This is a genomic window from Paenibacillus wuxiensis, assembly GCF_040195695.1.
Classification (GTDB): domain Bacteria; phylum Bacillota; class Bacilli; order Paenibacillales; family Paenibacillaceae; genus Paenibacillus_B; species Paenibacillus_B suaedae.
Genome location: NZ_JBEFZI010000001.1, coordinates 471076 through 498060, shown reverse-complemented (window position 1 = coordinate 498060; position 26985 = coordinate 471076). Strand labels below are relative to the sequence as shown.

The 26985-nt window shown below is 45.0% G+C and carries 26 protein-coding genes and 1 pseudogene; 12 read left to right on the top strand and 15 right to left on the bottom strand.

What is annotated here, in order from left to right:
• Window positions 1-7: 7 nt before the first annotated feature.
• Both ABN764_RS02290 and ABN764_RS02285 read left to right on the top strand, forming a co-directional pair.
• The gene (locus ABN764_RS02290; protein ID WP_446670780.1) at window positions 8-1513 is read left to right on the top strand and encodes an ABC transporter permease; all 1506 of its coding nucleotides are present in this window, start codon (window positions 8-10) and stop codon (window positions 1511-1513) included.
• Between the two features lie 116 nt (window positions 1514-1629).
• Window positions 1630-3471 (top strand): ABC transporter substrate-binding protein, encoded by a 1842-nt coding sequence (locus tag ABN764_RS02285; protein WP_174810298.1) that lies wholly within the window; start codon window positions 1630-1632, stop codon window positions 3469-3471.
• A gap of 217 nt (window positions 3472-3688) precedes the next feature.
• Here ABN764_RS02285 and ABN764_RS02280 read toward each other — a convergent pair whose 3' ends face one another.
• Both ABN764_RS02280 and ABN764_RS02275 read right to left on the bottom strand, forming a co-directional pair.
• On the bottom strand, window positions 3689-4669 hold the full coding sequence (locus ABN764_RS02280; RefSeq protein WP_446670779.1) for an AraC family transcriptional regulator: 981 nt from the start codon (window positions 4667-4669) through the stop codon (window positions 3689-3691).
• Between the two features lie 51 nt (window positions 4670-4720).
• A complete protein-coding gene (locus ABN764_RS02275) occupies window positions 4721-5803 on the bottom strand; it encodes a CobW family GTP-binding protein (protein ID WP_446670778.1) in 1083 nt (360 codons plus the stop codon).
• Between the two features lie 265 nt (window positions 5804-6068).
• Between ABN764_RS02275 and ABN764_RS02270 the strand changes: the two genes are divergently transcribed.
• Window positions 6069-6611 (top strand): PadR family transcriptional regulator, encoded by a 543-nt coding sequence (locus ABN764_RS02270; protein ID WP_021253953.1) that lies wholly within the window; start codon window positions 6069-6071, stop codon window positions 6609-6611.
• A 44-nt stretch (window positions 6612-6655) separates the two neighbouring features.
• On the opposite strand, the gene ABN764_RS02265 is transcribed toward ABN764_RS02270, so the two are convergent.
• Entirely contained in the window at window positions 6656-7216 is a 561-nt protein-coding gene (locus ABN764_RS02265) for a DUF309 domain-containing protein (RefSeq protein WP_446670777.1), read from the bottom strand.
• Between the two features lie 148 nt (window positions 7217-7364).
• Between ABN764_RS02265 and ABN764_RS02260 the strand changes: the two genes are divergently transcribed.
• Together ABN764_RS02260 and ABN764_RS02255 are read left to right on the top strand one after the other, a co-directional pair.
• Window positions 7365-7808 (top strand): import inner membrane translocase subunit Tim44, encoded by a 444-nt coding sequence (locus ABN764_RS02260; protein ID WP_021253955.1) that lies wholly within the window; start codon window positions 7365-7367, stop codon window positions 7806-7808.
• A complete protein-coding gene (locus ABN764_RS02255; protein ID WP_065292994.1) occupies window positions 7808-8098 on the top strand; it encodes a YxcD family protein in 291 nt (96 codons plus the stop codon). Before ABN764_RS02260 ends, ABN764_RS02255 begins: the two co-directional genes overlap by 1 nt.
• A 121-nt stretch (window positions 8099-8219) precedes the next feature.
• Here the strand turns inward: ABN764_RS02255 and ABN764_RS02250 are convergent, their stop codons facing one another.
• Window positions 8220-10016, bottom strand: a complete 1797-nt coding sequence (locus ABN764_RS02250) for an exosporium glycoprotein BclB-related protein (RefSeq protein WP_446670776.1) — start codon at window positions 10014-10016, stop codon at window positions 8220-8222.
• Window positions 10017-10136: 120 nt separating this feature from the next.
• Window positions 10137-10847, bottom strand: coding sequence for a hypothetical protein (locus ABN764_RS02245; protein ID WP_446670775.1), 711 nt, complete (start codon window positions 10845-10847; stop codon window positions 10137-10139).
• A 53-nt stretch (window positions 10848-10900) separates the two neighbouring features.
• On the opposite strand from ABN764_RS02245, the gene ABN764_RS02240 reads away from it, so the two are divergent.
• Window positions 10901-11575, top strand: a complete 675-nt coding sequence (locus ABN764_RS02240) for a class I SAM-dependent methyltransferase (RefSeq protein WP_174809649.1) — start codon at window positions 10901-10903, stop codon at window positions 11573-11575.
• Window positions 11576-11592: 17 nt separating this feature from the next.
• Here ABN764_RS02240 and ABN764_RS02235 read toward each other — a convergent pair whose 3' ends face one another.
• From ABN764_RS02235 to ABN764_RS02210, 6 genes are all read right to left on the bottom strand, one after another.
• Entirely contained in the window at window positions 11593-12723 is a 1131-nt protein-coding gene (locus ABN764_RS02235; protein ID WP_446670774.1) for a glycosyltransferase, read from the bottom strand.
• A 30-nt stretch (window positions 12724-12753) separates the two neighbouring features.
• A complete protein-coding gene (locus tag ABN764_RS02230) occupies window positions 12754-13734 on the bottom strand; it encodes an MBL fold metallo-hydrolase (RefSeq protein WP_446670773.1) in 981 nt (326 codons plus the stop codon).
• A 44-nt stretch (window positions 13735-13778) separates the two neighbouring features.
• A complete protein-coding gene (locus ABN764_RS02225; protein WP_446670772.1) occupies window positions 13779-14876 on the bottom strand; it encodes a hypothetical protein in 1098 nt (365 codons plus the stop codon).
• Between the two features lie 17 nt (window positions 14877-14893).
• Window positions 14894-15280: an alpha-helical endospore appendage domain-containing protein gene (locus ABN764_RS02220; protein ID WP_446670771.1), complete on the bottom strand. Its 387-nt coding sequence runs from the start codon at window positions 15278-15280 to the stop codon at window positions 14894-14896.
• A 35-nt stretch (window positions 15281-15315) separates the two neighbouring features.
• Window positions 15316-15627: an alpha-helical endospore appendage domain-containing protein gene (locus ABN764_RS02215; RefSeq protein ID WP_072728034.1), complete on the bottom strand. Its 312-nt coding sequence runs from the start codon at window positions 15625-15627 to the stop codon at window positions 15316-15318.
• A gap of 230 nt (window positions 15628-15857) precedes the next feature.
• Window positions 15858-16163 (bottom strand): alpha-helical endospore appendage domain-containing protein, encoded by a 306-nt coding sequence (locus ABN764_RS02210; protein WP_021254600.1) that lies wholly within the window; start codon window positions 16161-16163, stop codon window positions 15858-15860.
• Between the two features lie 189 nt (window positions 16164-16352).
• Here ABN764_RS02210 and ABN764_RS02205 point away from each other — a divergent pair, with 189 nt between their 5' ends.
• Window positions 16353-17501: a glycosyltransferase family 2 protein gene (locus tag ABN764_RS02205; protein ID WP_446670770.1), complete on the top strand. Its 1149-nt coding sequence runs from the start codon at window positions 16353-16355 to the stop codon at window positions 17499-17501.
• A 76-nt stretch (window positions 17502-17577) separates the two neighbouring features.
• Here the strand turns inward: ABN764_RS02205 and ABN764_RS02200 are convergent, their stop codons facing one another.
• The 3 genes and pseudogenes from ABN764_RS02200 to ABN764_RS02190 all read right to left on the bottom strand — a co-directional run.
• Window positions 17578-18840 (bottom strand): glycosyltransferase family 2 protein, encoded by a 1263-nt coding sequence (locus tag ABN764_RS02200; protein WP_446670769.1) that lies wholly within the window; start codon window positions 18838-18840, stop codon window positions 17578-17580.
• A 62-nt stretch (window positions 18841-18902) separates the two neighbouring features.
• Window positions 18903-20021 (bottom strand): glycosyltransferase, encoded by a 1119-nt coding sequence (locus ABN764_RS02195; protein WP_446670898.1) that lies wholly within the window; start codon window positions 20019-20021, stop codon window positions 18903-18905.
• 99 nt (window positions 20022-20120) lie between these two features.
• A pseudogene (locus ABN764_RS02190) lies at window positions 20121-21149 on the bottom strand (glycosyltransferase family 2 protein); the annotation flags it as partial.
• A gap of 271 nt (window positions 21150-21420) precedes the next feature.
• Between ABN764_RS02190 and ABN764_RS02185 the strand changes: the two are divergent.
• Complete coding sequence (locus ABN764_RS02185) at window positions 21421-21654, top strand: hypothetical protein (protein ID WP_021254604.1); 234 nt, start codon at window positions 21421-21423, stop codon at window positions 21652-21654.
• 219 nt (window positions 21655-21873) lie between these two features.
• Window positions 21874-22185 (top strand): helix-turn-helix domain-containing protein, encoded by a 312-nt coding sequence (locus ABN764_RS02180; protein WP_021259129.1) that lies wholly within the window; start codon window positions 21874-21876, stop codon window positions 22183-22185.
• A 15-nt stretch (window positions 22186-22200) separates the two neighbouring features.
• On the opposite strand, the gene ABN764_RS02175 is transcribed toward ABN764_RS02180, so the two are convergent.
• Window positions 22201-24282 carry a sensor histidine kinase gene (locus tag ABN764_RS02175; protein ID WP_021254606.1) on the bottom strand — a complete coding sequence of 694 codons (2082 nt, stop codon included), beginning with the start codon at window positions 24280-24282 and terminating at the stop codon, window positions 22201-22203.
• Between the two features lie 160 nt (window positions 24283-24442).
• Here ABN764_RS02175 and ABN764_RS02170 point away from each other — a divergent pair, with 160 nt between their 5' ends.
• The 3 genes from ABN764_RS02170 (at window position 24443) to ABN764_RS02160 (ending at window position 26868) form a co-directional block, all read left to right on the top strand.
• On the top strand, window positions 24443-25144 hold the full coding sequence (locus ABN764_RS02170) for a winged helix-turn-helix domain-containing protein (RefSeq protein WP_065291619.1): 702 nt from the start codon (window positions 24443-24445) through the stop codon (window positions 25142-25144).
• Window positions 25145-25284: 140 nt separating this feature from the next.
• The gene (locus tag ABN764_RS02165) at window positions 25285-26148 is read left to right on the top strand and encodes a class I SAM-dependent methyltransferase (RefSeq protein ID WP_028533072.1); all 864 of its coding nucleotides are present in this window, start codon (window positions 25285-25287) and stop codon (window positions 26146-26148) included.
• A 6-nt stretch (window positions 26149-26154) separates the two neighbouring features.
• Window positions 26155-26868 (top strand): RluA family pseudouridine synthase, encoded by a 714-nt coding sequence (locus tag ABN764_RS02160; RefSeq protein ID WP_251483094.1) that lies wholly within the window; start codon window positions 26155-26157, stop codon window positions 26866-26868.
• The last annotated feature ends 117 nt before the right edge of the window (window positions 26869-26985 follow it).

Below are 26985 nucleotides of genomic sequence, written 5' to 3'. Positions count from 1 at the left end.
GTGAATCATGAACAAATCACTAGACAAACGATGCGATAACACAAACCGACTGAAAACAAACAGAGAATATAAGTACGCCAGCTTCGCGACCATCGTATCATCCTTATTGTCCCTACTCCTGCTGGTGAACAGTTATGATGTAACAAATCAAGCAGTACGGCATTATGTATTCACCGCTGCTGTCCTATATATCTTCTTCACCTTGCTTCAGTTGGGTGTCACGATCAAGATTAAGCATGATATCAGCAGAAGCGGCGACATCAGAACCTCTACGCGATCTGTCGGTTATCTGTTATTACTAAGCCTTCTCACTGGGAATGTATTTATTGCAGCCGCCTCCCTTCATTTGTTGAAAAGCAGAGCTTCGCTGCATTATTCCTTAGCTGTATACATGCTGCTTACACAGCTCTTTGTTATCGGTGTCTCTGCTCTAAATCTTTTTAAGCCCTATGTGGCCGATACGTTCCCAGCGGCGATGCTGATCCTGCTTGTGATCGCCATTTTTCAACTCATAATCCTCATTCTAATAGCTTGCGGCGGCATTATACAGAACCGAAGACAGCCATGGATACGGATCGTTGCGATTCTACTCCTGTTCACAGCGATTACCGGGAATTTATTCGCTCTGCTGCTTGGAGTCATGCTGCTTCTGAACAATCCGCATGATGAGACTGGTGCGAAGTGGAAGGAAGTATGGGAACGAATAACACGGAATGCAGCAGCCATGTCAGGGTTATTTTTTATCCTCTTCTTGTTCTCAATCTCGATTTGCAGCTTCTTCACCTTCGACTACAGCATCGCTGTGGAGAATGATTACAGTGCGATTCTGCAATCACCGAGCCTCACCTACCCGCTCGGCACCGACAACTTTGGCAGATGCCTATTTTCGAGAATTATATTTGGCGCTCGTATTTCACTCATTGTTGGAATCATTTCCACAGCAATCCCTGTCATTGTGGGCGGTGTGCTCGGCGCCATCTCCGGCTTCTATGGACGTCGGACGGACAATCTCATTATGCGGCTGCTCGATGTGATTTACGCTATTCCGGGGATATTGCTAGCCATCGCCATCATCGCGGCATTCGGCGCCAACACGATCAATCTCATTGCTGCACTAAGCATCGGATCAATTCCGAGCTATGCCCGCACGATGAGAGCTAGCGTCATGGTCGTAGCTACATATGAATACGTAGAAGCAGCTAGGGCCCTTGGTCAACGGAAGTTGGCAATTATATTCCAGCATATTGTACCGAATTCACTTGCCCCGATGATTGTGAAGTCGACACTTACAATCGGTGGCGCAGTTATTTCAACAAGCAGCTTAAGTTATTTAGGACTTGGCGTTGAGCCGCATATCCCAGAATGGGGCAACATTTTGAAGCTTGGCAGCACTTATCTTGAGTCGCATTCATATCTCGCTATCTACCCAGGCATTGCTATCATCGCACTTGTATTGTCCTTTAACTTCCTTGGCGATGGAATACGGGATGCACTAGATCCGAAAATGCACTAAGGGAATGCGATACTTGGCCTAATATAGGCAAAAATGGCCGCAAGTCATGCTGCAAAAATATGCGCACGAACAAAGAAGTCAGAATCATAAATACGAGATTATGGGAGGGAACTCATATGCTATCCAAAAGCAAGTTCTTCATCTTACTATTGTCTGTACTCGTGTTAGTAAGCGGATGCTCGGTAAGTACGAAATCCGATACCGTTGGCAAAGAGCCTGCCAAGAGCGCTAAAAATAAACCGCAAACAGAAATAGGAGCACCAGTGACCATCGAACTGCTGGGCATGAGCACTGGCGAATCCGATCTTAACATCATTCGTGATCAACTAACCAAAAATGGCTTCAACGTGAAGCTGAACTTGCAGCCGGATTACGGCAGCTTCAAGGCTCAGAAGGAAGCTGGCAACTATGATATCGCACTGTCAGGCTGGACCACCGTAACGGGAAATCCTGATTATGCCGTACGTTCCCTATTCAAATCAGGAGGAGACTACAGTATCCTCGCTGATCCGGAAATCGATGCATTGATCGACAAAGCGGCCTCACAGACCCCTGCGGAGTTTATCGAGACCTACAAGCAATTGGAGCAGCGGCTCGTGTTTGATCAAGCTTATATTGTGCCCTTATATATTTCGTTAAAGAGCCAAGCTTACAATAAAGACCTGCTGAATGGAGATTCCGTGAGATTGTCCAAGTCTCGTTCCTTTGCCTGGGAGGATGTAGACTTTAAGGATACGTCCAAGCGTCAAGCAACTCCTCTCATTTTGGCGCAAGGATCTTCAACGCTGACCTCCCTTGATCCGATTAAAGGCAATGATGGATCGATCAACATGATCAATACGAATATGTATGTACGTCTCATTAATCTGACCGATGATGACCGCATCACTTCAGACGGTTCCTTGTCCTACAATCACGCAATTGCTGAAGGCAACTCGGATTATTACTTTATTTTGAGAGATGATATCCATTTTGCCAAAATTGAGAACAAGCTTGCTGTTGATACCGGCGAGCGCGTTGGAGCTGACGATGTTGTATTTTCCCTGAATCGGGCAAAGGATAAGAACTCTGTTCCCGATCATCGCACGTACAGCCTGCATGAGCATATTAAGTCCGTTGAGATTGTCTCAGATCTGAAAGAGCTGGAAACTGCGAAGCTCTCAGGAGGCAGTGACACAATTAAGACTGTGCTAGAGCAAGGACTTGAAAACAAGATCTCCTCACTTGTCACGAATAAAAATGATGCGAACAGCAAGACCGGCAAATATCAAGTTATCAAATTGACAACAACTGAACCTTTCCCTCAAGTATTAAATTATTTGGCCCATCAGTCGGCAGGAATCGTATCGAAGCAGCAGGTAGAGCGCATCAATACATACGATGTAGCGAAGTTCGATGTTAACAAGGACATTCCATATGGAGATCAGAATACAGTTACGGAAGGAAACAAATACAATAACGTACTGGTTACGAGCGGACCATATATCTTGTCCTATAAAAATGATTATGAAGCGATTCTATACAAAAATCCGGGTTACTTGAGAGGCACAAAGCATGAACCGAAAATCAATAAAGTCATTCTGCGCTTCATAAAGGATGCTGACAGCCAATTGGCCGCACTTCGAAGCGGTGAAATCTATGTCAACTATGGAGTGCCTGAAACAAAATTTGACCTTGTGAAAAATGACAGCAAGCTGTCCTTGCAAAGCATTGAGAGCAATGCAGTATCTTACCTGCTCTTCAACACAGCGAATCGAGAAGTAGCCAAGAGTGCAGACCTGCGAAAAGCAGTTCTATACTCTATCAACCAAGAAGACTTCTTGAAATTCTACAATAACCATATCTTCAAGGCAGCCTCGACGGTTAGCCCAATCGTAAAGACCGGGAATGAACTGAAGGCAGATCCTGAGAAGGTAAAGGAATTCTTAGACAAGTATCGAGCAGCGTCCAAATCCTAATTATCATTTCGAATGCAGCAAGGCTCTGCGTCCTTCCCTTGTAAGAGACACAGAGCCTTGTTCGATCTCTGAACGGTACCATACTGCGTATTCGTGTTTGCGGTGTCGTCCATCAAAAAAAGACCACTCACAAGAGCGGTCTACAAGATTATCAAATTATTAGGAAATGAGGTCATTCTGCATTACTGTATACAGAGACATGTTTGTAGTAAAGATGTTATATTCGTTCTGATTGACGGACTAAGCTTCCAGGATTCACACCATATTTGCGGCGGAAAGCTTCCGAGAAATAACTGGCATTCGAGTAACCCACTTCATAAGCGGCCTCCGTCACATTCAGCTTGCCCTGCTGCAGCAGAAACAGTGCTCTCTCCAGCCGCTTCTCTCGTAAATAGCCGAATACAGTTGCTCCGTACATTTCTTTAAAGCTCTTTTTCAGCTTGAAATCATTCAAGCCCACCATGCGAGACAACTCCAGCAATGAGGGCGGATCTGACATTTGCTGCACCATAATTTCTCTCGCCTGCTTAACCTTCTGCATATCCGTTCTACTCATCTTCTTCGTATGAGATGTTCTGGGATTCGAGAAGAACAGTTGGAAGGCTTCCTCTAATAACTCCATAGCACGGCATTCCAATTCAATATTTCGAGTACTGGACATCAAGGATGCTTCAAGCAGCTGATGCAAACGTAAGGTTGCATCAGGCGTAATCCGTTCATATTCACACCCATAATCTTGGCTGCCAAGTAGCTGCGAGAAATCCACCCTTCTCGTCCCATCACCTTCCTCCATAAAGTGATGAAAAGTGTGAATCGGAATACCAATACTGACCATATGGTACGTCGTATTGCCAGTAAACTCAAACCTCGCATCTGCTTGTTTAATCAATTGCAGGGAGCATATTCCTGGGATGATTTCATTTCGCTCACCAGCTATGCTCACTTCCCTAGTCCCCTGCAAGCAATACTGCAGTTCAACCATCGCTACCTCCGTTTGCAGCGATATGGCTCGCTCACGGTTCATCGTATAATTCGAGACAATAACTTCAATATCGGTACGCGGAATAAATCTTCGAATCGTTCCCTCACCTATGTGTGAAGGGAGCAGTAATTGTTCGTTGCGGTTCGAATCCATCCGCTTTATTTCAAGTCCGTCAAAAAATCGATTGAAATTATGATGAAAGTCGATTTGGCTCATCCCTGTACGATCTCCATGTTAAGATGTAATTATCTACTCAACAACAAACACCTACGCCTTGTAAACGGCCGCTTCAAAAGTTCGCTGAAGCATTCCCGTATCCAAATGCTCACCGATAACGACAAGCACATCCTTCACCTCGCCTTGAGGCGCTATCGGAATAAATTCAGATTGACGATATGCAAATTGGAACATATAACGCTTCGTCGTATCAGTAAAGCTTACAATCCCTTTTGCACGATACACATTTGAAGGCAGCGTGGACAGCCAATTTTCAAATCGTTCACTGTCCATCGGTTCAGACAATGGATGCGTCCACGCTGTGACGAAATCATGAGCATGTGAATGAGAATGATGGTGTGAATCCTTCTTCGCCTGCTCCACATAGAGATGATCATGACCATGCTGCGCATGTGTATTATTCGTATTTCCGATAGATTGCACATCATCTTCAACAAGCAATAACGATCCTCCTGCATGTACACAGCTCTGAATCCACAGCTCTCGTTCGACGACGGCATGATCAGTAATGACAAGGCTAGCGTGTGCATTCCATTGCTTCACATGCTGCTGTACTTTATCGAGCTGTTCAGCTGTTGCCAAATCAGATTTATTTAATAGGATTGTGTTTGCTGCTCGTACCTGTTCTTCCAGCAATCGCATCATCTTGCGGTTCGCTTTCTGGATGGCGGTCTCATCATCTAGCAGGTCTCCTAGATGTTTGGCATCGACAACCGCGACGATGTTAGTCAACACAATATCTGAATACAGAGAAACTTCGGTAATAGACTCGACCAGTTCCATCGGCTCTGCTATTCCCGTACATTCTACATAGATGACATCCGGCTGTTCTTCCTGTACAAGCTCATACAGCTTGGTGCTGAAGTCGCCGCGGAACGAACAACATATGCAGCCACCGAGCATTTCCTTCATCGCCACTTCAGGCGGCAACTGCTGACCGTCCAAATTCACTTCACCAACTTCATTCATAATGACAGCAGGTGTTAGATTCTCTTCCGTGCTCCACTGCAGCCACTGCTTCAACAATGTCGTCTTACCCGTACCTAAAAAGCCAGATAATATAATAACCGGTATAGCCCGGTCTCGATTTTGATTTTGTTGTGATGTTCGCATTGACAATAACCCCGTTTCCCTAATCATGCTTGCTCTCTCATCATACCCTCATGCTCTATGCGAAGCAACCATGCCACTTACGGGATCTATCCACATCCGATATGATGGAAATAATAACTGCTGAGATCTTTCAAATCACACTTGATATTATGTATATTCTTACATATAATGGGGATTGTATCATTTGCATTCTTGCTAAGGTTACATGTTGAATGAGGTAGAAACGACAGAAGGGGTACATTGAAAGAAAGAGGAGGTGTTAGGGTTGCTGAATACATTGTCATACGGATTGCTAGGCCTTCTAGCTAGCGATTCCTGTTCTGGTTATGATCTTATGCTCCGTATCCAGCCGTTTTGGCCAGCGAAGCACAGCCAGATCTATCCGTTATTGGCAAAGCTCGAACGAGAGGGCTTGGTTCAATTTGTGCGAATTGAACAGCGGGACAAACCCGACAAGAAGGTCTATTCCATTACTGAACAAGGGAAGTCTGTTGTATTGGATTGGCTGGGCGAACCTCCTGCGGAGCAAATGACACGTGATGAGCTCAGCTTAAAAACAAAGTGCATTTGGATGACCGAGAAAGAAATCACGATTCCATTATTCCTAACCCGAATGAAACAACTGGAGACCAAAACGGCTTATTTTGAGAAATTGCTTGATCGAATCTCTGAGGAAGATCGCCATATTCGATCCAAGCATTTCGGCGACTATATCCTGCTTCATCGTGCAATTTCTCTTGCTGCCGCCCAAATTGAATGGTGCCGCTGGGTTGTTCAAATGTTAGAACAAGAGGATTCTGATTCATAAACATCTGGTTCCCGTCCGTATCTTGGAATCTACAGACGGGATCCTTATTTTCCTGATCGTGTCGATTTTCTATTGATGGTTCTAGCCTTGAATGCTTGCTGCCTCGCTTCGATGACGTCTGTCCGATCGCGCAGCAGGTGCTTGTCTCTAACCGCTGCAATTGATTGACTTCCATTCATACACCAAGTCCATCCCTTATCCGCACAAGATTGGATACATAATTCAAGCAGATATTGATCTTCTATTGGAAAGTTCCACTCCGAGTATGTGGAAGCTGCGTTTGTCATCTTGTTCTCATCTGTGAGTAATGCTACCCGTTCCTTCAATTCATGTTTCAGGGTCTCACCATTAATTCCAAGCGCCCCCCAGTCGATCGCTTCCGCATGTCCAAGTGCACTTGATAACATTTTCAATGTCCCTGCCACATTACCTCGGCGCTCGTGATAGAGGCCTACAGCAATTTGTACAAGTGCAAGCCACTGACGTTTCCGTTCCGCAGAGGGCTCCTCCTTCCAATACTCTTCCATAATTTCATGACATTCGAACCAGTCTCTTGGCCCATGGAAATGTGCCAAATATTCAATATACGCTTTTGGATATCGCATCGTGTTCCTCCTACTATAAAAACAGTCCTCGTTGCAATGAACTTAATTTCGTTTATTGTATCAATTTCAATATTTATTTGAAACCTCTTTTTACTCGAACACGTATTATTACTTGTCAACAAATATTACATCAATAGGGAGGCATTTCATGCGTAATAAATGGATCATGGTCGTTATGGCATTCTTCCTTATCTTCGCGGTAACAACACCGACGGTGATAGACGTGGCTGATGCCAAGCGCGGAGGTTCATTCCGCTCAGGAGTTCAGAAGTACAAGCCAGCTCCAAACAAGTCTACGAATCAGGTGAATCGTACGGACAACACCAATAAGAGCAATACATCAAGCACAGCACCGACACAGCAACGTGGATTTTTCAGTGGCGGCGGCCTAATGAAAGGCTTAATGATTGGTGGATTAGCTGGAATGTTGTTCGGCAGCATGTTCGGCAATCTTGGATTTCTGGGAGACATCCTTGGGCTTATGATCAACGTAATGGCAATATTCCTTCTCATCAGCCTTGTTATGATGGTAGTGAAGAGGTTCAGAAATAAACGCAACCCATCTACACCAGGTCCTGGGCGGTGGAATTAATGCAATTTCGTCTCTCTATGGACGAACTCATTAATGCTGTATGCCTTCACATGGCGATGCGCAAGCAGGTTCGACCCGAAGATGTAAATGTTGAGCTGTGCTGGGATGAAGAGCATGGATTCACAGCGGAAGTATGGGTGCATGATCGCTCCCAATACTTGATTGAGTCCAATCTGCTGGAAGCCATTGAACAGTACATGAGCAAGGAATACGGACAACGTGTATTCCGTCATCAGATTAAGCTTGACGTGGATGAAGAAATGTGGGCAGATATCGATACAAACCTATAATATAAGACGCGGCTATAAATAGAGCGGCAGCCCTTGAGTCTTACGATGATGCATCGTTGGCCCAAGCGGCTGCCTTTTTTTCGTATCAAACTAAAGAGCAGGAAGGATATTCGACTCTCAGTTAATTCGAAATGATAGTGACTCCTCCACTTGCATAACCTGCAATCGAAATCGGCTCTGTCAATCCAGTAGTCGTAACGGAGAATACCAAAAGCAAGCGAGTTTGAGGTGGAACTGGGATATTCAATCCCGACAGCAACCCATTTACGTGTTCACCTAACGTAATAACTCCCGTCAATGATGGCTGCAGATCTACTAACGTTCCTGCTATTGGTGTAAAGATATTATCTGGCACAGTGGATTGCCAGAGTTGAGCATGAATCGTTAACGTTTGATTAACCCCACCCAAGCAGTCTAAGCAGAGCCCTGAAGTAACACTAAAGTATGCAGCTATACATTTAATGGTTCCTCCACATGGAACTGTAAATGCAAGATTTAAAGGTATCCCAGGTCCTCCCGTAAGGTCTATCGTAGCTCCAAGTACCGAAGGAGTTTGTGCGCTGTTGCCGAATCCAATGAGACCACCAATACCCGCTACTCCACAGAAACCAGTCGTTAGCAATATTGGTAAGAACGACGCAAATGGAATAATAGATGGTGCCGCTGGACCAGTTGCTCCGGTAACTCCTGCTCCAGTGGCTCCTGTTGCCCCAGTTACTCCGGTTGCTCCCGTGGCTCCTGTAGCTCCGATGGCGCCGGTCGCTCCAGTTGCTCCTGTCGCACCTGTTGCTCCCGTGGCTCCTGCTCCGGTTGCTCCTGTTGCACCCGTTGCTCCGATGGCGCCGGTCGCTCCAGTTGCTCCTGTCGCACCTGTTGCTCCCGTGGCTCCTGCTCCGGTTGCTCCTGTTGCACCCGTTGCTCCGATAGCGCCGGTCGCTCCGGTTACGCCGGTTGCACCCGTTGCTCCCGTGGCTCCTGCTCCGGTTGCTCCTGTTGCACCCGTTGCTCCGATAGCGCCGGTCGCTCCAGTTGCTCCTGTCGCACCTGTTGCTCCCGTTGCTCCTGCTCCGGTTGCTCCTGTTGCACCCGTTGCTCCGATGGCGCCGGTCGCTCCAGTTGCTCCTGTCGCACCCGTTGCTCCCGTGGCTCCTGCTCCGGTTGCTCCTGTTGCACCCGTTGCTCCGATGGCGCCGGTCGCTCCAGTTGCTCCTGTCGCACCTGTTGCTCCCGTGGCTCCTGCTCCGGTTGCTCCTGTTGCACCCGTTGCTCCGGTGACTCCTGTCGCTCCAGTTGCTCCTGTCGCACCCGTGGCTCCCGTAGCTCCTGTGGCTCCTACTCCCGGGCCAGTTGGACCAGTAATACCCTGTGCACCTGTCGAGCCCGTTGCTCCTGTCGCACCCGTGGCTCCCGAACCTGTGGCGCCAGTCGCTCCAGTTGTTCCTGTCGCACCTGTTACACCGGTCGAGCCCGTCGCTCCAGTTGCTCCCGCCCCGGTTGCTCCTGTTGCACCCGTTGCCCCGGTTGCTCCCGTCTCTCCTGTTGCTCCTGTTGCTCCTGTTGCCCCGGTTGCTCCTGCTGCCCCGGTTGCTCCTGTTGCTCCTGTTGCTCCTGTTGCGGCAACAACTGGCGCCGCCAGAACCGTTTCCAGCTTTGTTTGAAGCAGCATTTCTTTTTTCGTCACATCACGAAGTGTGTCACGCACACTTTGATTAACTAATAATACATCGCTCAAAGTCGCTGGAGGAGATGTAACTCCTGGCAGCGTACCAAGCGCAAACTGTATTTTTTCACCTTCTGCATTAAGGATATGACTTAACCCAAGCTCTTCTAAAGCAATAGAGGACAGTAATAAATTGATTGCGTCATCCCTAGTTACCGTAATAATGGGTGTAATATTAGGTATGTTAGCTTGCGACAACAATATCCCTCCCTATCCTATAATGTAAACTTTGGATACCATATACATATATGTGTTTACAGGATAAGGGGTTCGCGTCATGTCTGTAACTAAATACCTATTTCAACGATAATTCTGTCCTTAATATCGTGGGTGCACATAACTTCCATATTTATAAGTCAATCTCTTGAATCCATTATTCCGCATCCATGCATCAATTCGTTTTTCAAATAGTTCTCCACCATATACCGGATATCGCTGCGACGCAGGATGTATCTCATGATAAGACGCAAACTTGAAATCTTGTGCATTTACTAGATAACATTGATCTGAGAATCCATATCCGATATAGAAGAACTCGTCTTCGCTCTCTGCTTCGAACCTCGCTTCATCATATCTACCATTCCATAACGGATTAGCTACCTTGATACTCCGATCGGACTCCATGCGGTTGATAGCCTCATCAATCCAAGAGAAGGAGGTTTCTAGTATGGAGTCCCCGGAAAAATGGAGCAAATAAGGCGTATTGCATCGGTATATACTTACCAGCTCCGAAATAGAATAATAGTAGCCTCCCGCAAAAGATTCCTTCTCAATCTGGAAATACTGCAGTGCCTCGTCGGCCCAATGTTCAACAACTGCATATTCGGTGATTACTCCTGAATCCACTAATTTCTGTGCATAGAAGGAAACTTCTTCGACATCATTTACATTATTAATATAGAGAATCACATCAGAGAAGGAGTACTCATTCAGTGCCACTGCCCTTTGCAATCGATCCGTCGTGAGCAGGGCCTTCCAATCCTTTTCGTAACATTTCGTTTCAAAGGTAACTTGATGCTTCATATCCATCCATAGCCTCCATGCATTTCGAAAATATTCAAGTATAGAAAGAAGGTATCCTTGTGACTGAATGGAAATTCCATCGTAAAAGCTTCGAGTATGATCATGTTGCACCACATGTGCTAACCTATTCCGCTTGGACAGGTCATCGTGAATTCGCATATGATCTGGTATCATTTGTGAAGCCACAATTAATCGTTGAGCTTGGCACGCATTGGGGAGCTTCCTTCTTCAGCTTCTGCGAAGCTGTAAGGGACAATGACCTGCCTGCGAAGTGCTATGCAGTGGACACATGGGTAGGTGACTCCCATTCTGGTGCCTATAATGAGGACGTGTACCAAGAAGTGGGACAGATTGCAGCATCCTTATATCCGAATGTTGCCACGTTATTACAATCCACATTCGATGATGCGCTTCAGCACTTCGAGGATGGCTCCATTCATCTTCTTCATATTGACGGATTCCATGAGTATGAGGCGGTACACCATGACTACCATACTTGGCTGCCTAAGCTAGCTGATAACGGAATCGTATTGTTCCATGATATCTCCGTCCGACTTTATGGATTTGGCGTGTGGCAGCTATGGGACGAATTAATCGCTCAGCACCCTTCTTTCCAATTTGAGCATTCCAGCGGATTGGGCGTGTTGTTCCCTAAAGGAGATGCCGTTTACTCAGAAATACATCCTCTCATTTCGCATCAACTTCAACAAATGTATGCACACCCTAATCAATAGACTCACAGCCAAGCTTCCTACTGTTTGTGGTACCAGTCCCAAGGCTTAGGCATCCAATCATACGTGTAAAGTACTTGCGGAATCCGATGTTGAAGCTGAATGTCTGCAGCGCATCTGCCGCCCCATTCATCATCTTCCCCGTAGCTAATATCTTGGAACTGATGTACAAGTGCAATTCGTTTCGCATAACACATGAGATGATTCGGTTTTCGATAATAATACTGCGCGTCTTGCCCATGCTGATATTCAACACCGTATTTGCACAGTTTATCGGAAATGCCGTTCAGCTTCACCTGTACGTCGAACACAATACAATCGGCACGAGGTTCTTTCTCGATCGCCTCCAGCAAAGCATCCACATAATGAGGACTGATTTGATCATCGTCATCAATAAAGGCAACAAACCGTCCTTGAGCCTGTTTGAGCAATTGGTTTCGTTTATCGCCAATTGTTCTTTTTTTATTGTCAATGAGGACAAGTATTTCCACAGGTTTACCAAACGCTTGTTGATGAAGGTCAGCTAATAATGAAGATAAAAAGGTGAAGCGCTCCGGAACTGACGGAATAAGCAGAGATAGCCCACAATTCTGAGATCCGCTCTTGTCCAGCATCTCAAAATAGGGGCCAAAATGCACTTCATTAGTAATGACACTTGGGTGATCAGGTGCATATAACGCAGCCTGTTGATGATGGTGGTAGGCTCGCTTGAGATCACCTAGCTTGTCATAGCATACACATAATTGCAGGTGAGGCAGCCATGTATGATTCGCAATCGCGTCCGCTTGAGCGGATGAGAACGGTATCTGTAATGCTAATCCATACCAGTTAGCTGCTTCTGACCATTTCTCTTGTATAAAATATTGATATCCAATGCGGCAGCAACTATCAGCGCTCGGAGGCTCATATTGCAGCGTCCTCAGAATCGTTCTAATTACTTTGGCATCCATGCCCAATTCCTTATAACCGTTCGCTAGGAGCCCGCACACGGAAACGGCTGTTTTCGCATCGATATCCCCTTTGTCCAACAATAATTCATAAATAATAACAGCCCGTTTCCACTCGCCCTTCTCCATGAACGCCGCAGCATCTTTCAGTATTGAGGAAATGTCTGATGCATGGCCATCCTCTGAATGCTCGTGAGTATCCAATGACATGCTCCTCCTTTAGAGCCATTAAGACTAGCTCGAAACATAGTTAGCATTACTCTCTATTATATGTTCCTCTTGATCATCGGTGTCTGGAATAGTCTCCTGAGTACTCCCCTTGAAATACAGGTATCCTTCGAACAAATTCGGCAAGATCTGACCCGTACGACGAAGCTCAGTCACATGTGCACGCGTAATCTCACTTGTAATCTCATATTGCTGCATAGTCTGCTCAATCCCATATCGTCTCATAACCTTTTCTATAATGGATTCCAAGGTTATCGGCCTGTCTTGAATGATCTGATAGATAACATTCGATAACTCATTTATTCGCGACAAATGCTGGTTCGCCAAATCCATTATTTTCGATTTCCGGATGCATCCGCCATGATACAGCACATACGCTTCGGATCTTAACGATAACAACTTGCGAATGGATGTCTTGGCATCTGCGATATTTGTATAGAAAAGCAGCTTCTGCTTCGATAAAGTATGATACCCGAACAATGCATCACTGCAGTATACAACATCATCCGGTGTAATCACTCCAATCATGCCTGCACAATGACCTGGCAGTGTAACAATTTGCAGCTGTATGGCACCTACTTGGAAAGATCCCTCCTCATATGGAATATAGTCAGTGATCGAATGGTTGCGCTCATGATCTTCATCCTTATTGCTGTCGCCTCCACGAGAAGTGTCTGATTCGTCGAGCATATGCTGCATGTACATCCCTGTTTGATGCGTGCTGTATATCTTGATGTTCGGATATTGATCCTTGAAATAATGGATTCCTCTACACTGCACTTCATGCCCGTGAGTCGTAATAATCGCCGTTATTTTGCCCCCATACTCTTTGATAGCATGATCAACTTCTCTTGCCACGCTTGTACTCGCACCGCTATCAATGAGTACCGCACACTTGGTCTTTGGATCCATGTATACGCCAACGGCCCAGCGTCCAGATGCACAATAACTGGAGCCCGCAATTCGAATGAGATTCAATTTTGCCATCAAGCAATCTCCTTTCCACATCATTGTGATGAGGTAAGTTTCGTTTATTTTCTATAGTAAATTCTGCTTCCTATTTTTGATACAATCTTGTTTTGATTCGACATCATGCCCCCGTCCACCTGATGATGGGTAACAATGAGCGGCGCCACTGGCAGCTTTACTTTTACTGGTTTCGTCTGAGGCCGAGGCTTACGCACATCTTTGGACATAAACGGAGGACTTGATGGACGTCTCTTTTTCACAGCACCGCCAACCTTGACGGCATCTAACGCACTCGACACCTGGTTCACAGTTTGAATCGGTTGAACGACTTCCTTCGGCACCTGATTCACCGTTTGAATCGGTTGAACGACTTCCTTCGGCACCTGATTCACCGTTTGAATCGGTTGAACGACTTCCTTCAACACTTGATTCACAGTTTGAATCGGTTGAACGACTTCCTTCGACACCTGATTCACAGTTTGAATCGGTTGAACGACTTCCTTCAACACTTGATTCACAGTTTGAATCGGTTGAACGACTTCCTTCGACACCTGATTCACAGTTTGAATCGGTTGAACGACTTCCTTCAACACTTGATTCACAGTTTGAATCGGTTGAACGACTTCCTTCGACACCTGATTCACAGTATGAATCGGTTGAACGATTTCTTTCGACACCTGATTCACAGTTTGAATCGGTTGAACGATTTCCTTCGACACCTGATTCACAGTTTGAATCGGTTGAACGATTTCCTTCACTTCCTTCGTTATCTGTTCCGGCTTTGCTTGTTTATAAGCTTGATTGAAAGATTTATAGTAGTCTTCCAGATACCGCAAGTGCTCTTGTAGCTGCTCGACAAGTAAGCGATTCGTTAGCATCCATCTACCGAGCAGAAATTGTGTGCGATGCACGGAGTCGAGCACTTCCTTGATCTGATCCTCTTCCAATTGTTCAGAATGTGTATCGATTACCGTCTGCTTATATACCTGCACCCTTCGATACGTACACAGGTGAAGCTCACGCAGCGTATCTACCATTGACAATATTTGTATAACATGCAATTCTTTACTTTTCTGATCCCATCTCATATCCAACGCGTGGATGAGATGGAACACCGATAGCAGCATTTGAGACAAAGGTTGAAAGGTCTTAATCATCATCCACCTCGATCCATCTATTAATAATCGAATTCGTTTGAATCAGAATCCAGCTCTTCGCCTATATCATTCTGCTTTGTGATCGGGGCGCTGGTCTTGACAGCAGGATCTCTTGTTTGTGCTTGGAATTCCATATGTACGACCATATTCAGCTTCTTCAGCAGCAGCCACTCCGCCATTAGCATCGAATCCAGAATTTGTACAACAGAGGAGTTGTAATCCACAATTTCCTTAGGTGTCGGATGAGTTGGGAAGTTCTTATCATTGCCAACGAACGCCTTTGCTTTCTCAGCCTCGGTAAGGAGCAGCTGTCCAAGGGCGCCTTCTTCCAGAGAGAGCGATTGCAGTAGATGCGCAACTGCCTCGTCAATTGATGGAATTTGATCATCATTTTTTTGAATGCTCATGTTCTCCCTCCTCTCTCTCCGGATATGGCGAAATGCTATTCTTCACAATCCTCAAAACATTCATGCTGCTTCTCAAAGCGAATCACATCTTCCAGCTTAAAGTGCAACAGAATCTGATTTTTCACAACGTTTCTCAGCATACGATCAACACTTTCATTAATTTGAAGCGCTTCAGACAAGCATACATCCCGATCTCTAAGTATAGCCTGAATTTTTTCGCCTTCCGCATTGATAATATGAGACAATCCAATTTCTTCAAGAGCAATTGATGTTAGCAGCAGGTTCACAACTTCTTTTCGCTTCAGAATAATTTCCGGTTTTATATCCGGAACATTTGGCATGGACATGATACATATCCTCCTTATTGAGGTGCTACTCTCAGCCATTTACAGTTCAATTCCTCATATTTTTATGCCACAGACAAATACATCATGCTGAGTTTCGAGCTTTGTTTGTCCCTTGAACATCATCCTCTTGCAAAAATAAAGTACATTCTCCTGCAGATCATCCGCTCCACAGGAGAAATGTAAGCGCAACGAGGTGCTTGACAGTTTAGATGACTATACCTGCAGGTAGTTTACAATCCAGGGAAGCTGCTAAGTATATTGTCTAGCTTAAATTGAAGAAGCATTTCTTTCTTAATTACATCTTGCAATGTTTTTCTTACACTGTCGTCAATCGCCAGCAATTCCGCAACCGTTGCCGCTGGGGTGATGCCAGGTGCAAGTGTACCAACAACGAGTTGAATTTTCTCTGCCTCTGCATTCACGATGTGAGCAAGAGCCAGTTCTTCCAGAGCGATAGAAGCCAAAAGCAACGTTACGGTTTGGCCAAGGGTAATCGTAATAGTGGGAGTAATATTTGGAATATTAGCCTGTGACAAAACTGTTCACCTCTCTCTTTTCCTTTGCAAGCACCTCATTGCAACTTACGTTACTCATCCTATGTCAGAGGGTTTATCTCATATGCTAAATTCTGAACAATGCTTTTTAATCTGTTCTCACCTGAATATCAATTTCAGGCACTGCATACAGTTACTTATCTTATACGAAGCTGAAAAGGAGTGAATGGATTGCAATCTCCTACGTTATCCATCTGCTTGATTGCGCGGAATGAAGAGGATGTCATCGCTCGCTGCCTGCAGAGCATCAAGCCTATCGCAGATGAAATTATTGTTGTGGATACAGGATCAACGGATCGTACAATCGAAATATGCCAGGAGTTCGGCGCAACCGTGCTTAGACATGAGTGGCAGGATCATTTTTCAATGGCACGCAATTATGGATTAGAGCAGGCAACAGGTGACTGGATTATGTGGATGGATGCTGATGAGGAAATGGATGTGGATGATCGTCAAACAATGAAGAAGCTGCTTCCTTCCTTAGACAAGGATATCTACTCGATTCATTTAATTAATTTCATTGGAGCAACTGTTCAAGCGAATGAATCATTTCATATTGCGCATGCTCGCCTCTTTCGTAATCACAAGGGATTTAAGTTCCAGTTCAGTATCCACGAGACATTAAATGTTCATGAAGTGCTGCCAGATCAAGATGAATCGCAAATCGCTACATTGCCAGTCAAAGTGTACCATTACGGTTATTTGAATGATGTAACTTATGCCAAGAACAAAAGCGAGCGCAATATAACGTTATTGCTCAAAGCAATCGAAGCCAAAGAGCCAAATCCATGGCTGGAGTATCACTTAGCGAGTGAATATTCGCGTATGAAGAAATATGATTTTGCTTTTAAATACGTGAATTGGTCAATTGTTAGATTCCTATCCGAAGGACTTACGCCGCCATCGCTTGTGTATAAGCTGAAATATTCGATTCTACTGGAGACAGGAAGTATAGAGGGAGCTTGGCCAGCCATTGACAAGGTATTAGTGCTTTACCCCGATTATGTAGATCTTCATTTATACAAGGGTGTTATCCTGCATCAACTGGGCAAACACGAACAGGCACTCGAAACGTTCGACCATTGTATTGCATTAGGCGACAAACAGCTGAACCATTTAACCCTTCACGGCAGCGCTACCTTCCACGCCTATTATTATAAGGGACAATGTTATGAGCAATTAAATCAGCCACAAGATGCATGGTCAGCATATCGTTCAGCCCTGAACTTCTATCCTGAATATGGGCCTGCCAATCTTGCACTTCAACAGTTGCTCGTCTCTCATCCTGATTTGCACGAACAACCATCACCAATTTCTTAATTTATATAAAAAAAGCCTGAACCCTCCGTCAGTGTATCACTGGCAGTGAAGGTTCAGGCTTTTGACATTCAAGCTTTCAGATGAAGCTAGCAACTCGGATCTCACTCTTGATATGCTGCGATGTATCGCCTTGTTTCGCATCATAATCCGTTAAACTGATCTCATTCAGATTCGGCACCTGGACATTGCGGCGAATCAATCTCAATCGTTCTGCCCCAGTCTCATGCAGGCCATCCCGCTTAGCCTCTCCCACCATCCACACCGCATTCACTTCAGGATTTAGGGAGCGTTTGAGTGCCCGAAGCTGCCTGCGTTCAGGTGCAGGAAGATATTCTGACGCATCGATCAGAAAAATATAATCCTGTGTGGCCTGTTCTGATCCTTGTTGTATGATGTATGCTTCACCTGCATCCATATCTTCCGTTGCATCGATCCACCGAATGGGAACAGACGTCTCCAGTTCAACGTCTTCCCGCTGTTCTCCGGTACAATTACATATGATAATTTCATTTGCCACTTCATGAATCGAAGCGATGCAAGCTTGCAACGGCTCTGTTCGTGCTCTCCAGCGAATGCAGAAGGTAATGGTTGACTCTGCTTTGTACAACAGGTCGAATATATCAGCCCCCCACTTCCGACGTGCTTGCTCCCGATTCGTATGCAGCAGCATCATCAAGCTTGACTGCTCGAGCTGATTCGTAGTCACATGGCCCACATGATGGATGAAGGAATCATTCGCTATGAGCATACGATAACCCGCATTCGCTGTTCGCAAGCATAGATCATCATCCTCATAATTCCCTAATCCGTAGCGTTCATCGAAGCCCCCTACCTCTTCGACAACACTTCGCTTCATCAGCATGCAAAATCCAACAAGTCGGCGAACTTCTGTCACCGTTCCAGCAAATTTATGTTCATGTTCCCTCGCAAAATTGTTCAAGTCCCATAAATCGGTATACGTTACCGGGATTTGTTGATGAGCACTCGAATAATTCGTAAACGGTCCGACCATGCCTACATCTTCACTGGAGTGAAGTACGCGCAGCATATTCGTCAACCAATTTGGCGTGACAATGGTGTCATTATTCAAATAAAGAATATGATCCCCTGTCGCAAGAGCTGCTCCTTGATTGCATCCTTTTGAGAATCCTGCATTCACCGCGTTTTCAATCAAGATTACATCCGACTGCAGTCTCAGATAGGGAAGCGTTAAGTCCGTCGAACCATTGTCAACGACAATTAACTCGTAAGGCTCCGTCGTATACTTACGAATGCTTTCTAGACATCGAATCGTATGAGCAAATTGATTCAACGTGAGTATCACAATACTGACCTTCAACACAATCCCCTCACTTCGCAATCACATACTTGGGAAATATGACTGTAATTAATGAAATGCCTCTACAATTTGATTCTCAACTGTTCGTATCGTTCCTCGCCAAGCTTCTCGCGGAAATATTTCTGATTATGAAGCATACTTGGATGAGAGGGAAGGTAGCTGAGTGCAAACTCGTTATGATAGCAAGCCCTCTCGATGTCACCAAGACGATCATGACATACACATAGCTGCAAATGCGGTACCCACGTCCATGAGGATGGCTCTACCATAGACATTTGCGCTTCATCTGCTGGAAGCAGTGTAGCTTGCTCGAACCAGTACTTCGCTTGTAGAAAATGCCCCGAGTCCACCCACATGGCCCCAATCGCACAGCAGATTTCCGCTCGCGGCTTATCATAGACGAAACTGCGGAACAGCGCCATAAACTGTTCGGTACGTTGACCCAACTTGCCATAACACTCCGCCATTTTTCTGCACGCCTGAATATTATCCTCTACCCACCCTTGCTCTGTTTCGAGGAACTTCATATATCCGTGTGCTGCTTCTTCGAACCGGGAATGATCTCGTAATTCATTCGCAAAATAGTATAGATCGCGAGGCGTAAATTGCTCTCCCTCGGCAAGTCTCTTCTCGTAAATTCGCAAATTGCGATCGGTATATGCTTTATCCTTCTTATGTGTGACACACACATCACTATGAATAATATGTCCGCCTACTTCCAAATATTCGTGCACTGGCCCATACCATTTGAACCCACGATCACGCCTAACTAAGCGATTTCGCCGCAGACTAGACGTAACATTCCCCTTATCATCAACCATTAATACATAGTGCATGGTCACACTATCAACATCACGAGTGAGTGTCTTCTTCAGCTCTACTAGTAGGCGTTGATCCTTACTCTCTATCACATCGTCCGCATCGAGCCATAGAATATATTCTTGAGTAGCTTGACTGAAGGCATAATTCCGTGCAGCAGCAAAATCGTCAATCCATTCAAAATCAAATATACGGGCTTGATACTGTCCTGCAATTTCCTTCGTCCGATCTGTCGATCCCGTATCAACAATAATGATCTCATCAACAATGTTATGGACTGATGAAAGACATTGCGCTAGTGCAATCTCCTCATTACGTACAATCATACATAGACTAATCGTGATTGATGCAGACTGATCCATCGTCATTTCTGCCTCCTCAACATGTGAATCTAGCTGTACCTGATTAGACTGAGCTAGCAGCAGGTCAAGCGCTTCTCTGGCTTCTTTATGGCTGCGATCTACCTCTAGACAATTCTCATAGGCCTGTATCGCTTCTTCCCTATGATTAAGAAGTTCATGGCACTTCCCGACATAATACCAAGCGTGGAAGCTTCCAACTCCTCGCAGCGTAAGATGATAGATATTTTGTTCCCCAAGCTCAACACAGTGCTGAAATACAGGCAATGCATGTTCAACCTTTTGTTTTAAATACAAGATGATCCCCTTGTAGAAATGAAGATCAACGTAATCTGGATATAACGCGATCGCCTTATCGATCGAAGGCCATGCCCCTTCATAACTGCCCATGATCAACATAAGCTCATATTTTAATTTATATAGAAGCGACGGTGGCAGCTTCCCCTGTTCTACAAACCGCATAACGGATGTATTTACAGACTCATAAGCTTCAGCATACTTTTTCAGCCGATACTGCTCACTTGCAATATGATAATCGACCCACGGGTTGTAGTCCGGCTTGTCTTTCTCCATCTGTAATAATCGCAAGTTCCGCTCCGACTTGTTCCGCAAATGAGTTACTGCTTCTAGGTAGCCATAGTGATGAAGTTGTACGGGCAAGATTTTAACATCGAATTGCTCGCCCAGAACCTCATGTACATTTACCTGTTCATGGATCGCTCCGACGAACTGGAAACCCATATGATTGCGAAGCAGCCGATGCTGACCAATTAAGTATGTTTTCTCACTGCTAGGTGTGTCTTCCCCAATGTAGTTCAACAGCTGAATTACACCGATGTGAGCTTGCTCTTCTTGCAATATATCTCGAATCAACATGGCTTGATCTGAATCCAGCCTTTCATCCGCATCCATCCATAATATCCAGTCGCCAGTTGCTTGCTTCAGGGCATAATTGCGAGCTTCGGCAAAGTTGTCATTCCACGGCATTTCATATATGTTCGCTCCATATGATTGGCATATTGGAATCGTCTGATCGGATGATCCCGTGTCGACAATAATGATTTCATCTACAACATTCTTGACGCTGTCCAGACAAATGCCGATAAATGTCTCCTCATCCTTAACGATCATGCATAATGATAGTCGCTTCTCCAACTTCCCATCCCCTTTTCACATCGCTACAAACGATATATGCCGCAAATAGCCCAGTCGTGCATGTCGGAAATGGGTTCCTTTGACTTCAACGCTATCATGTCGTCCAAATTCTACGATATTCATAGATTTTTTTGTTACATTTCGTAAATGTAACAACATTGTCTTCAGTTTTTAATGTTCATTTAATGTTCCTTTCGTATTATTTGTATTAACGGAAATAGATCAATAGAAGGAGGTCCGTTGCCAGATGAAAACAGTTTATATTGAATTCCAACAACGAAAAATACCCGTGTTTTGCACAAATATGTCCCACAAAAATACATTCTCACTACTTATGGATGCACTTAACCGCAAAATGAATACAGGCAAGCGAGCGATCAAGACCTGTCTTGAAACCTTGATCAGTATTGAAATTATCGGCTCAGAGGCAATCTTGCATTCAAGACGTGAAATGGACACTGTAGCATTGTCCTTATATTAATCATTCGTGCATTTGAATTCCGACAGAATTGTTTTGATAGATCATTGCAAAAGGCGTAATTCCTTTTTGGAATTACGCCTTTTGCAATCTTTACACGTTATTCTTTTGTAAAATCAAACTTGACACGATACATTTTGTATCATACATTACAAGTATGTGTAACGTAACTTATGAATCTGCGATCCTACTCTAGCATATTTATGACAAAGGAGTCCTGCTATGACCTTTGGAGAGCGCTTACGCAATTTACGAACGGCCCGCAACATGTCGCAAGAGCAAGTAGCTCGACACATTGGATTAACTCGTTCGGCATATAGCCATTACGAAATTAACAATCGGCAGCCCGTCTATACAACCCTTCTTAAGCTAGCTGTCTTATTTGATGTATCCGTGGATTACCTAATCAATGATAACTCCTATCTGGAATCACGCGAGACGAATCAGCTTCTACAGCTATGGCACGGGCTTGATGCCGACTCAAGACAGCAGACACTCCAGCTCATGAGGCAATCACTCTACTCCAAGCGATAGAGTTTACGACCATCCCTATTTTACTTGAGCAGGCAATATAATGTAGAATGTCGTTCCATGTCCTTGCACACTCTCAACGCCGATTCTTCCTAAGTGCAATTCAACAATTTCTTTGGCAATTGCCAGCCCTATACCGCTGCCGCCTGTCATTGAATTTCGCGACTTATCATTTTTGTAGAAACGGTCGAATAGATAAGGCAAGTCTTCTTCTCCCACACCAATTCCGGTATCCGTAATTTGAATATGCACCGCTTGCTCCTGTTTCAGATAGTCCACTTCAATGGTAATCGAGCCGCCAATTGGCGTAAATTTGACCGCATTATAAATAATGTTGTCAAATACCTGCATCATACGATCAATGTCCACTTCCAGCATAAGACTTACAGGCGGAGCATTGCGGTACGTCAAGTTGTAACATGCGAACATTAACCCTCTGCTTCGCAGTTCCAACTCGTAATGCTCTTCCAGATGCGAAATAAAATGTTCAAGAAGTACAGATTCTATCGATACAGGCACCCTTCTTGCTTCTAATTTGGACAACTCAAACAAATCGTCAATCAGATGATTCAAGCCATTAATTTTATTTAGCATGAGGCGAATATATTTCTTCTGCTGCTCTCTATCCTGAATTACCTCATCTTGGAGCGCCTCCAAGTAACCACGAATTAAGGTCATTGGTGTTCGCAAATCATGTGAAATATTCGTAAATAGATGCCTGCGGGAGGTCTCCATCCGCTCTAACTCATAATTTTTCATTTCTAAATTTGCGTTCATTTGAGTTAAGGCAGCTGTGCGCTCTTGGATCCGCGCTTCTAAGTTAGCATTCAACTCTCGTAACTCGATCGTTACAGATTCTACGTCGTACATCGCCTTGGAATATCTCATTGAGATCATAAGCGACTGCATGAAAACGCAAAATACAAGTCCACTTGGAGCCAAGTCTCGAATGGGAGCAAGCGAATGATAATATAAAATATCATTAAGAACCAATATATTGAAAACAGTAAAGCCGAATAATGCAATATGCGCTCCCATCCGATGATTATAGACAGCCTTCATATTCATTATGATTACATAGCAAGCTGCTGCTATCACATATAATTGATAAAGCAGAAGGTAAGAGGTGAACGTACGCACAGGCAGGAATACAATGGAGCCAATTAGCAATGCTCCTGCTACATTCATTATCGTATACGTCCTATAGCACGCGTCCTCATAAAATAAATATCTCACATATCCGCATCCTGCCATCGTCGCCACGATCATTAGCACATATTCCAGGCGAATAACGAAATACCACGATAAACCAGGAAACCAAGTAAGCAGAATGGCATCTCCCGACGTTAGGATTCGGATTGCCATTGCAATACAAAGAATCGCAAATAGAAACGTATACCAATCCTTGCGCCTCTCTATGAACAGACCAATATGATAGAGCCCCACCATTAATAAGCAGCCGAACAGCATACTGTCCCTAACCAATTCCAATCTGCCCTTGCTTATAATTTTCTCCGATGAACCCAGGTATAGTGACTGCCATATTCCTCCACGATGATGCGAGAAATTCGTAACCTCGATAACGATATCTGCGGTGTTTCCAGGAGTACTCACCATAACCATGCGTTGCTTCATAGAAGGAACAGCATAGTCCTCAAACTCGGAGACTTGTCCTTCATGAATAATCGGCTTACCATTCACCCACATGCGATATGAACTATATATGCTGGGGAGCCATACACCCAACAGATTATCCTTCGCATTCTTCTTTATCGTAAGATAATACGTCGCGACTCCCGTACCCGTCTTGGAGAACCCCGGATTCGTTAACTGATTCCAAGAAGATGGCACCTTCACATCCGCCATCATTGAAGGGGAATCCGTTATTTTCTCCGTAGGAAGCAAGCTCCCCCATTTCATCTTCCACATTCCGTTCAATGGCACAATTCCATCTTTTTCAAAATTCCAGTTCCGCAAATCAAGTATTCCATTTTCCGCGCTCGGAGCACGCTTCGAATCAATAATCGCCCCTGCAACATGTAGAATAATTATAGTTACAATAATCATGGCCATCATAATATGAAAAGTTATTCGACGCATCGATGACGCCCTCCTCAACCCTTCCATTTTATAACATACTTTCTTATTTGACGATAGAAGAATCCAAGGAATTAAGGTTTCATGTCGCAATTAGGAATAGATTGCCATATCCTGACGATTTTCGCTATAATGAAAGAAGTGGCGGAGGTGATAACCTGCAGTGAACGAGAGCAAAATATTAATCGTTGATGATGAAATAGAGATTACCGAACTCATATCCTTATATTTGCGCAGGGAAGGCTACCGTGTATACGTTGCAGACAACGGATATACCGCCTTACAGATGATGAAGGAAATTGAACCAGACTTAATTATTTTGGACATCCTCCTCAAGTCGCTAGATGGTATTGAGGTATGCAAGGAAGTGCGCAAGACATCGAATGTTCCAATCCTCTTTATAAGCTGCAAGAGTGACGATGTAGACATTATATTAGGTCTTACAGTCGGTGGAGATGATTACATTACGAAGCCATTCAGCCCTAGTCAACTCGTTGCTAGGGTCAAGGCCCATTTGCGCCGCAACTCTCTGTCTGCTCAAGCACTGCAACGCTCGGCTCAACATAGACTGTCCTACGAAGAATTGGAGATGGATTTGCAGAGCCACACCGTGACCGTACAAGGCAAAGCTGTTGCACTATCTGCCAAAGAATTCGACTTACTCGCGTATTTGGCACAATCGCCGAACAAAGTATTCAAGTTGGAACAATTGTATCAGCATATCTGGAATACCGAGAGCTTCGGTGATACACGAACACTCATGGTACATATTAGCAATCTACGCAAGAAGATTGAACCGGATCCTACACGCCCACGCTACATCGTAACCGTACGAGGTGTAGGGTACAAATTTCAAACCGAATAACCAGCTCTACACCAATACCCGCATGAATTCATCTCATGCGGGTATTGCTTTCGTAAACTTTCTGGAAGCTTGGGCTTGTTTATAGTACAATAACGCTTAGTGTTAAGGAAGTTTGAACAGAAGAAAGGAAGTCACATTACATGTACATGTCTACTGACTGGAAAGACTATGAATTAATTGATACAGGCGGCGGAGAGAAGCTTGAACGCTGGGGAGATGTTGTGCTTCGTCGTCCCGATCCACAAATCATATGGCCTCTTGAAAAGGAGACAGATATTTGGCGCAATGTACACGGCCATTATCATCGCAGTTCCTCAGGCGGCGGTCAATGGGATATGAAGAAGCCTATTCCAGAGCGTTGGACGATTGAATACAAGCATCTCAAGTTCTATATTAAGCCAACGAACTTTAAACACACAGGTCTGTTCCCTGAACAAGCAGTAAACTGGGACTGGATGATGAACAAAATTAAGAGTGCGAATCGTCCAATCAAAGTTCTTAACCTGTTCGCTTATACTGGCGGTGCAACAGTGGCCTGTGCATCTGCCGGCGCCGAAGTCTGCCATGTTGACGCTGCTAAGGGGATGGTGCAGTGGGCGAAGGAAAATGCCGCGTTGTCCGGTTTGGAATCTCACCCTATCCGTTTCATCACGGACGATGTATTCAAGTTCGTACAAAGAGAGCAGCGCAGAGGCAACAAATATGACGCCATCATTATGGATCCCCCTTCCTATGGTAGAGGACCTGGCGGAGAAACGTGGAAGCTGGAGCAAAGCTTGTATCCGTTTCTTGAGTTCTGTACGACAATTATGTCGGACAATCCACTTTTCCTGCAAATCAATTCATACACGACTGGGATCTCGCCTACCGTACTAAGCAATATGCTGAGTATGACAATGAAAAAGCGCTACGGCGGCAAGCTGTCCTCAGGTGAAATAGGCATCCCGATTACGAAGTCCGGTATGGTACTCCCTTGCGGTATATTGGGAAGATGGGAGGCATAACGATAGATGTTAGGCCAACCTGCAACTCCGCATATTGGCATCTTATACGAGGATAATCACGTAATCGTTGTCGAGAAGCCAGTTAATATCTTGTCACAAGCGGACGATACGCAGGATGCAGATATGGTGACCTTACTGAAGCAAGACTTGAAGGAGCGTTATGCGAAGCCTGGCAATGTCTATGTAGGTCTTGTCCACCGATTGGATCGTCCTGTCGGTGGAGCCATGGTATTCGCGAAGACGAGCAAGGCTGCCTCACGCTTATCTGATGTCGTTCGCACACACAAGCTGGGCAAGACTTACATGGCTGTCGTTCACGGCCGTCCAGCTAAGACCAACGGGACATTAACTCACCATTTGCTGAAGGATGTCCGCACGAACACAGTCCGCGCTGTTGCTCCTGGAACTTCAGGAGCCAAGGAGGCACGCCTGTCTTATGAGGTAGCTGGCATGAGCGGCGACATGACGCTTGTGCGTATAGAGCTTCATACCGGACGACCGCACCAAATTCGCGTACAAATGAAAACGATTGGTTGTCCATTATATGGAGATCAGAAGTACGGCGCTGATCGCAATAAGCCTGGTCAGCAGATTGCTCTATGGTCTGTGCAGCTATCGTTCCCCCATCCGACTACGAAGGAAGTTATGGAGTTTAGATCTCAGCCGCCCATGGAATACCCATGGAATCTCTGGGATCCGGCAATCTATTCTTCCTGTTGATGTATTTTCTATGTACATCAACAAGTAAGCTGGGGCAATCTTACCGATTCGGTAATTAATCATCGCACGCAACACCGTGACTGTACGATCGCATTGATGAGAAGCAGCCTTCTCTCG

Excerpts from the sequence above, each read along its gene's own strand:
- ABN764_RS02230 (WP_446670773.1), bottom strand. The coding sequence starts at position 13,734 with ATGGCAAAATTGAATCTCATTCGAATTGCGGGCTCCAGTTATTGTGCA.
- ABN764_RS02195 (WP_446670898.1), bottom strand. The coding sequence starts at position 20,021 with ATGGATCAGTCTGCATCAATCACGATTAGTCTATGTATGATTGTACGT.
- ABN764_RS02180 (WP_021259129.1), top strand. The coding sequence starts at position 21,874 with ATGACCTTTGGAGAGCGCTTACGCAATTTACGAACGGCCCGCAACATG.
- ABN764_RS02290 (WP_446670780.1), top strand. The coding sequence starts at position 8 with ATGAACAAATCACTAGACAAACGATGCGATAACACAAACCGACTGAAA.
- ABN764_RS02285 (WP_174810298.1), top strand. The coding sequence starts at position 1,630 with ATGCTATCCAAAAGCAAGTTCTTCATCTTACTATTGTCTGTACTCGTG.
- ABN764_RS02245 (WP_446670775.1), bottom strand. The coding sequence starts at position 10,847 with ATGGATATGAAGCATCAAGTTACCTTTGAAACGAAATGTTACGAAAAG.
- ABN764_RS02260 (WP_021253955.1), top strand. The coding sequence starts at position 7,365 with ATGCGTAATAAATGGATCATGGTCGTTATGGCATTCTTCCTTATCTTC.
- ABN764_RS02265 (WP_446670777.1), bottom strand. The coding sequence starts at position 7,216 with ATGCGATATCCAAAAGCGTATATTGAATATTTGGCACATTTCCATGGG.
- ABN764_RS02160 (WP_251483094.1), top strand. The coding sequence starts at position 26,155 with ATGTTAGGCCAACCTGCAACTCCGCATATTGGCATCTTATACGAGGAT.
- ABN764_RS02185 (WP_021254604.1), top strand. The coding sequence starts at position 21,421 with ATGAAAACAGTTTATATTGAATTCCAACAACGAAAAATACCCGTGTTT.
- ABN764_RS02275 (WP_446670778.1), bottom strand. The coding sequence starts at position 5,803 with ATGCGAACATCACAACAAAATCAAAATCGAGACCGGGCTATACCGGTT.
- ABN764_RS02215 (WP_072728034.1), bottom strand. The coding sequence starts at position 15,627 with ATGTCCATGCCAAATGTTCCGGATATAAAACCGGAAATTATTCTGAAG.
- ABN764_RS02255 (WP_065292994.1), top strand. The coding sequence starts at position 7,808 with ATGCAATTTCGTCTCTCTATGGACGAACTCATTAATGCTGTATGCCTT.
- ABN764_RS02220 (WP_446670771.1), bottom strand. The coding sequence starts at position 15,280 with ATGAGCATTCAAAAAAATGATGATCAAATTCCATCAATTGACGAGGCA.
- ABN764_RS02175 (WP_021254606.1), bottom strand. The coding sequence starts at position 24,282 with ATGCGTCGAATAACTTTTCATATTATGATGGCCATGATTATTGTAACT.
- ABN764_RS02165 (WP_028533072.1), top strand. The coding sequence starts at position 25,285 with ATGTACATGTCTACTGACTGGAAAGACTATGAATTAATTGATACAGGC.
- ABN764_RS02280 (WP_446670779.1), bottom strand. The coding sequence starts at position 4,669 with ATGAGCCAAATCGACTTTCATCATAATTTCAATCGATTTTTTGACGGA.
- ABN764_RS02225 (WP_446670772.1), bottom strand. The coding sequence starts at position 14,876 with ATGATGATTAAGACCTTTCAACCTTTGTCTCAAATGCTGCTATCGGTG.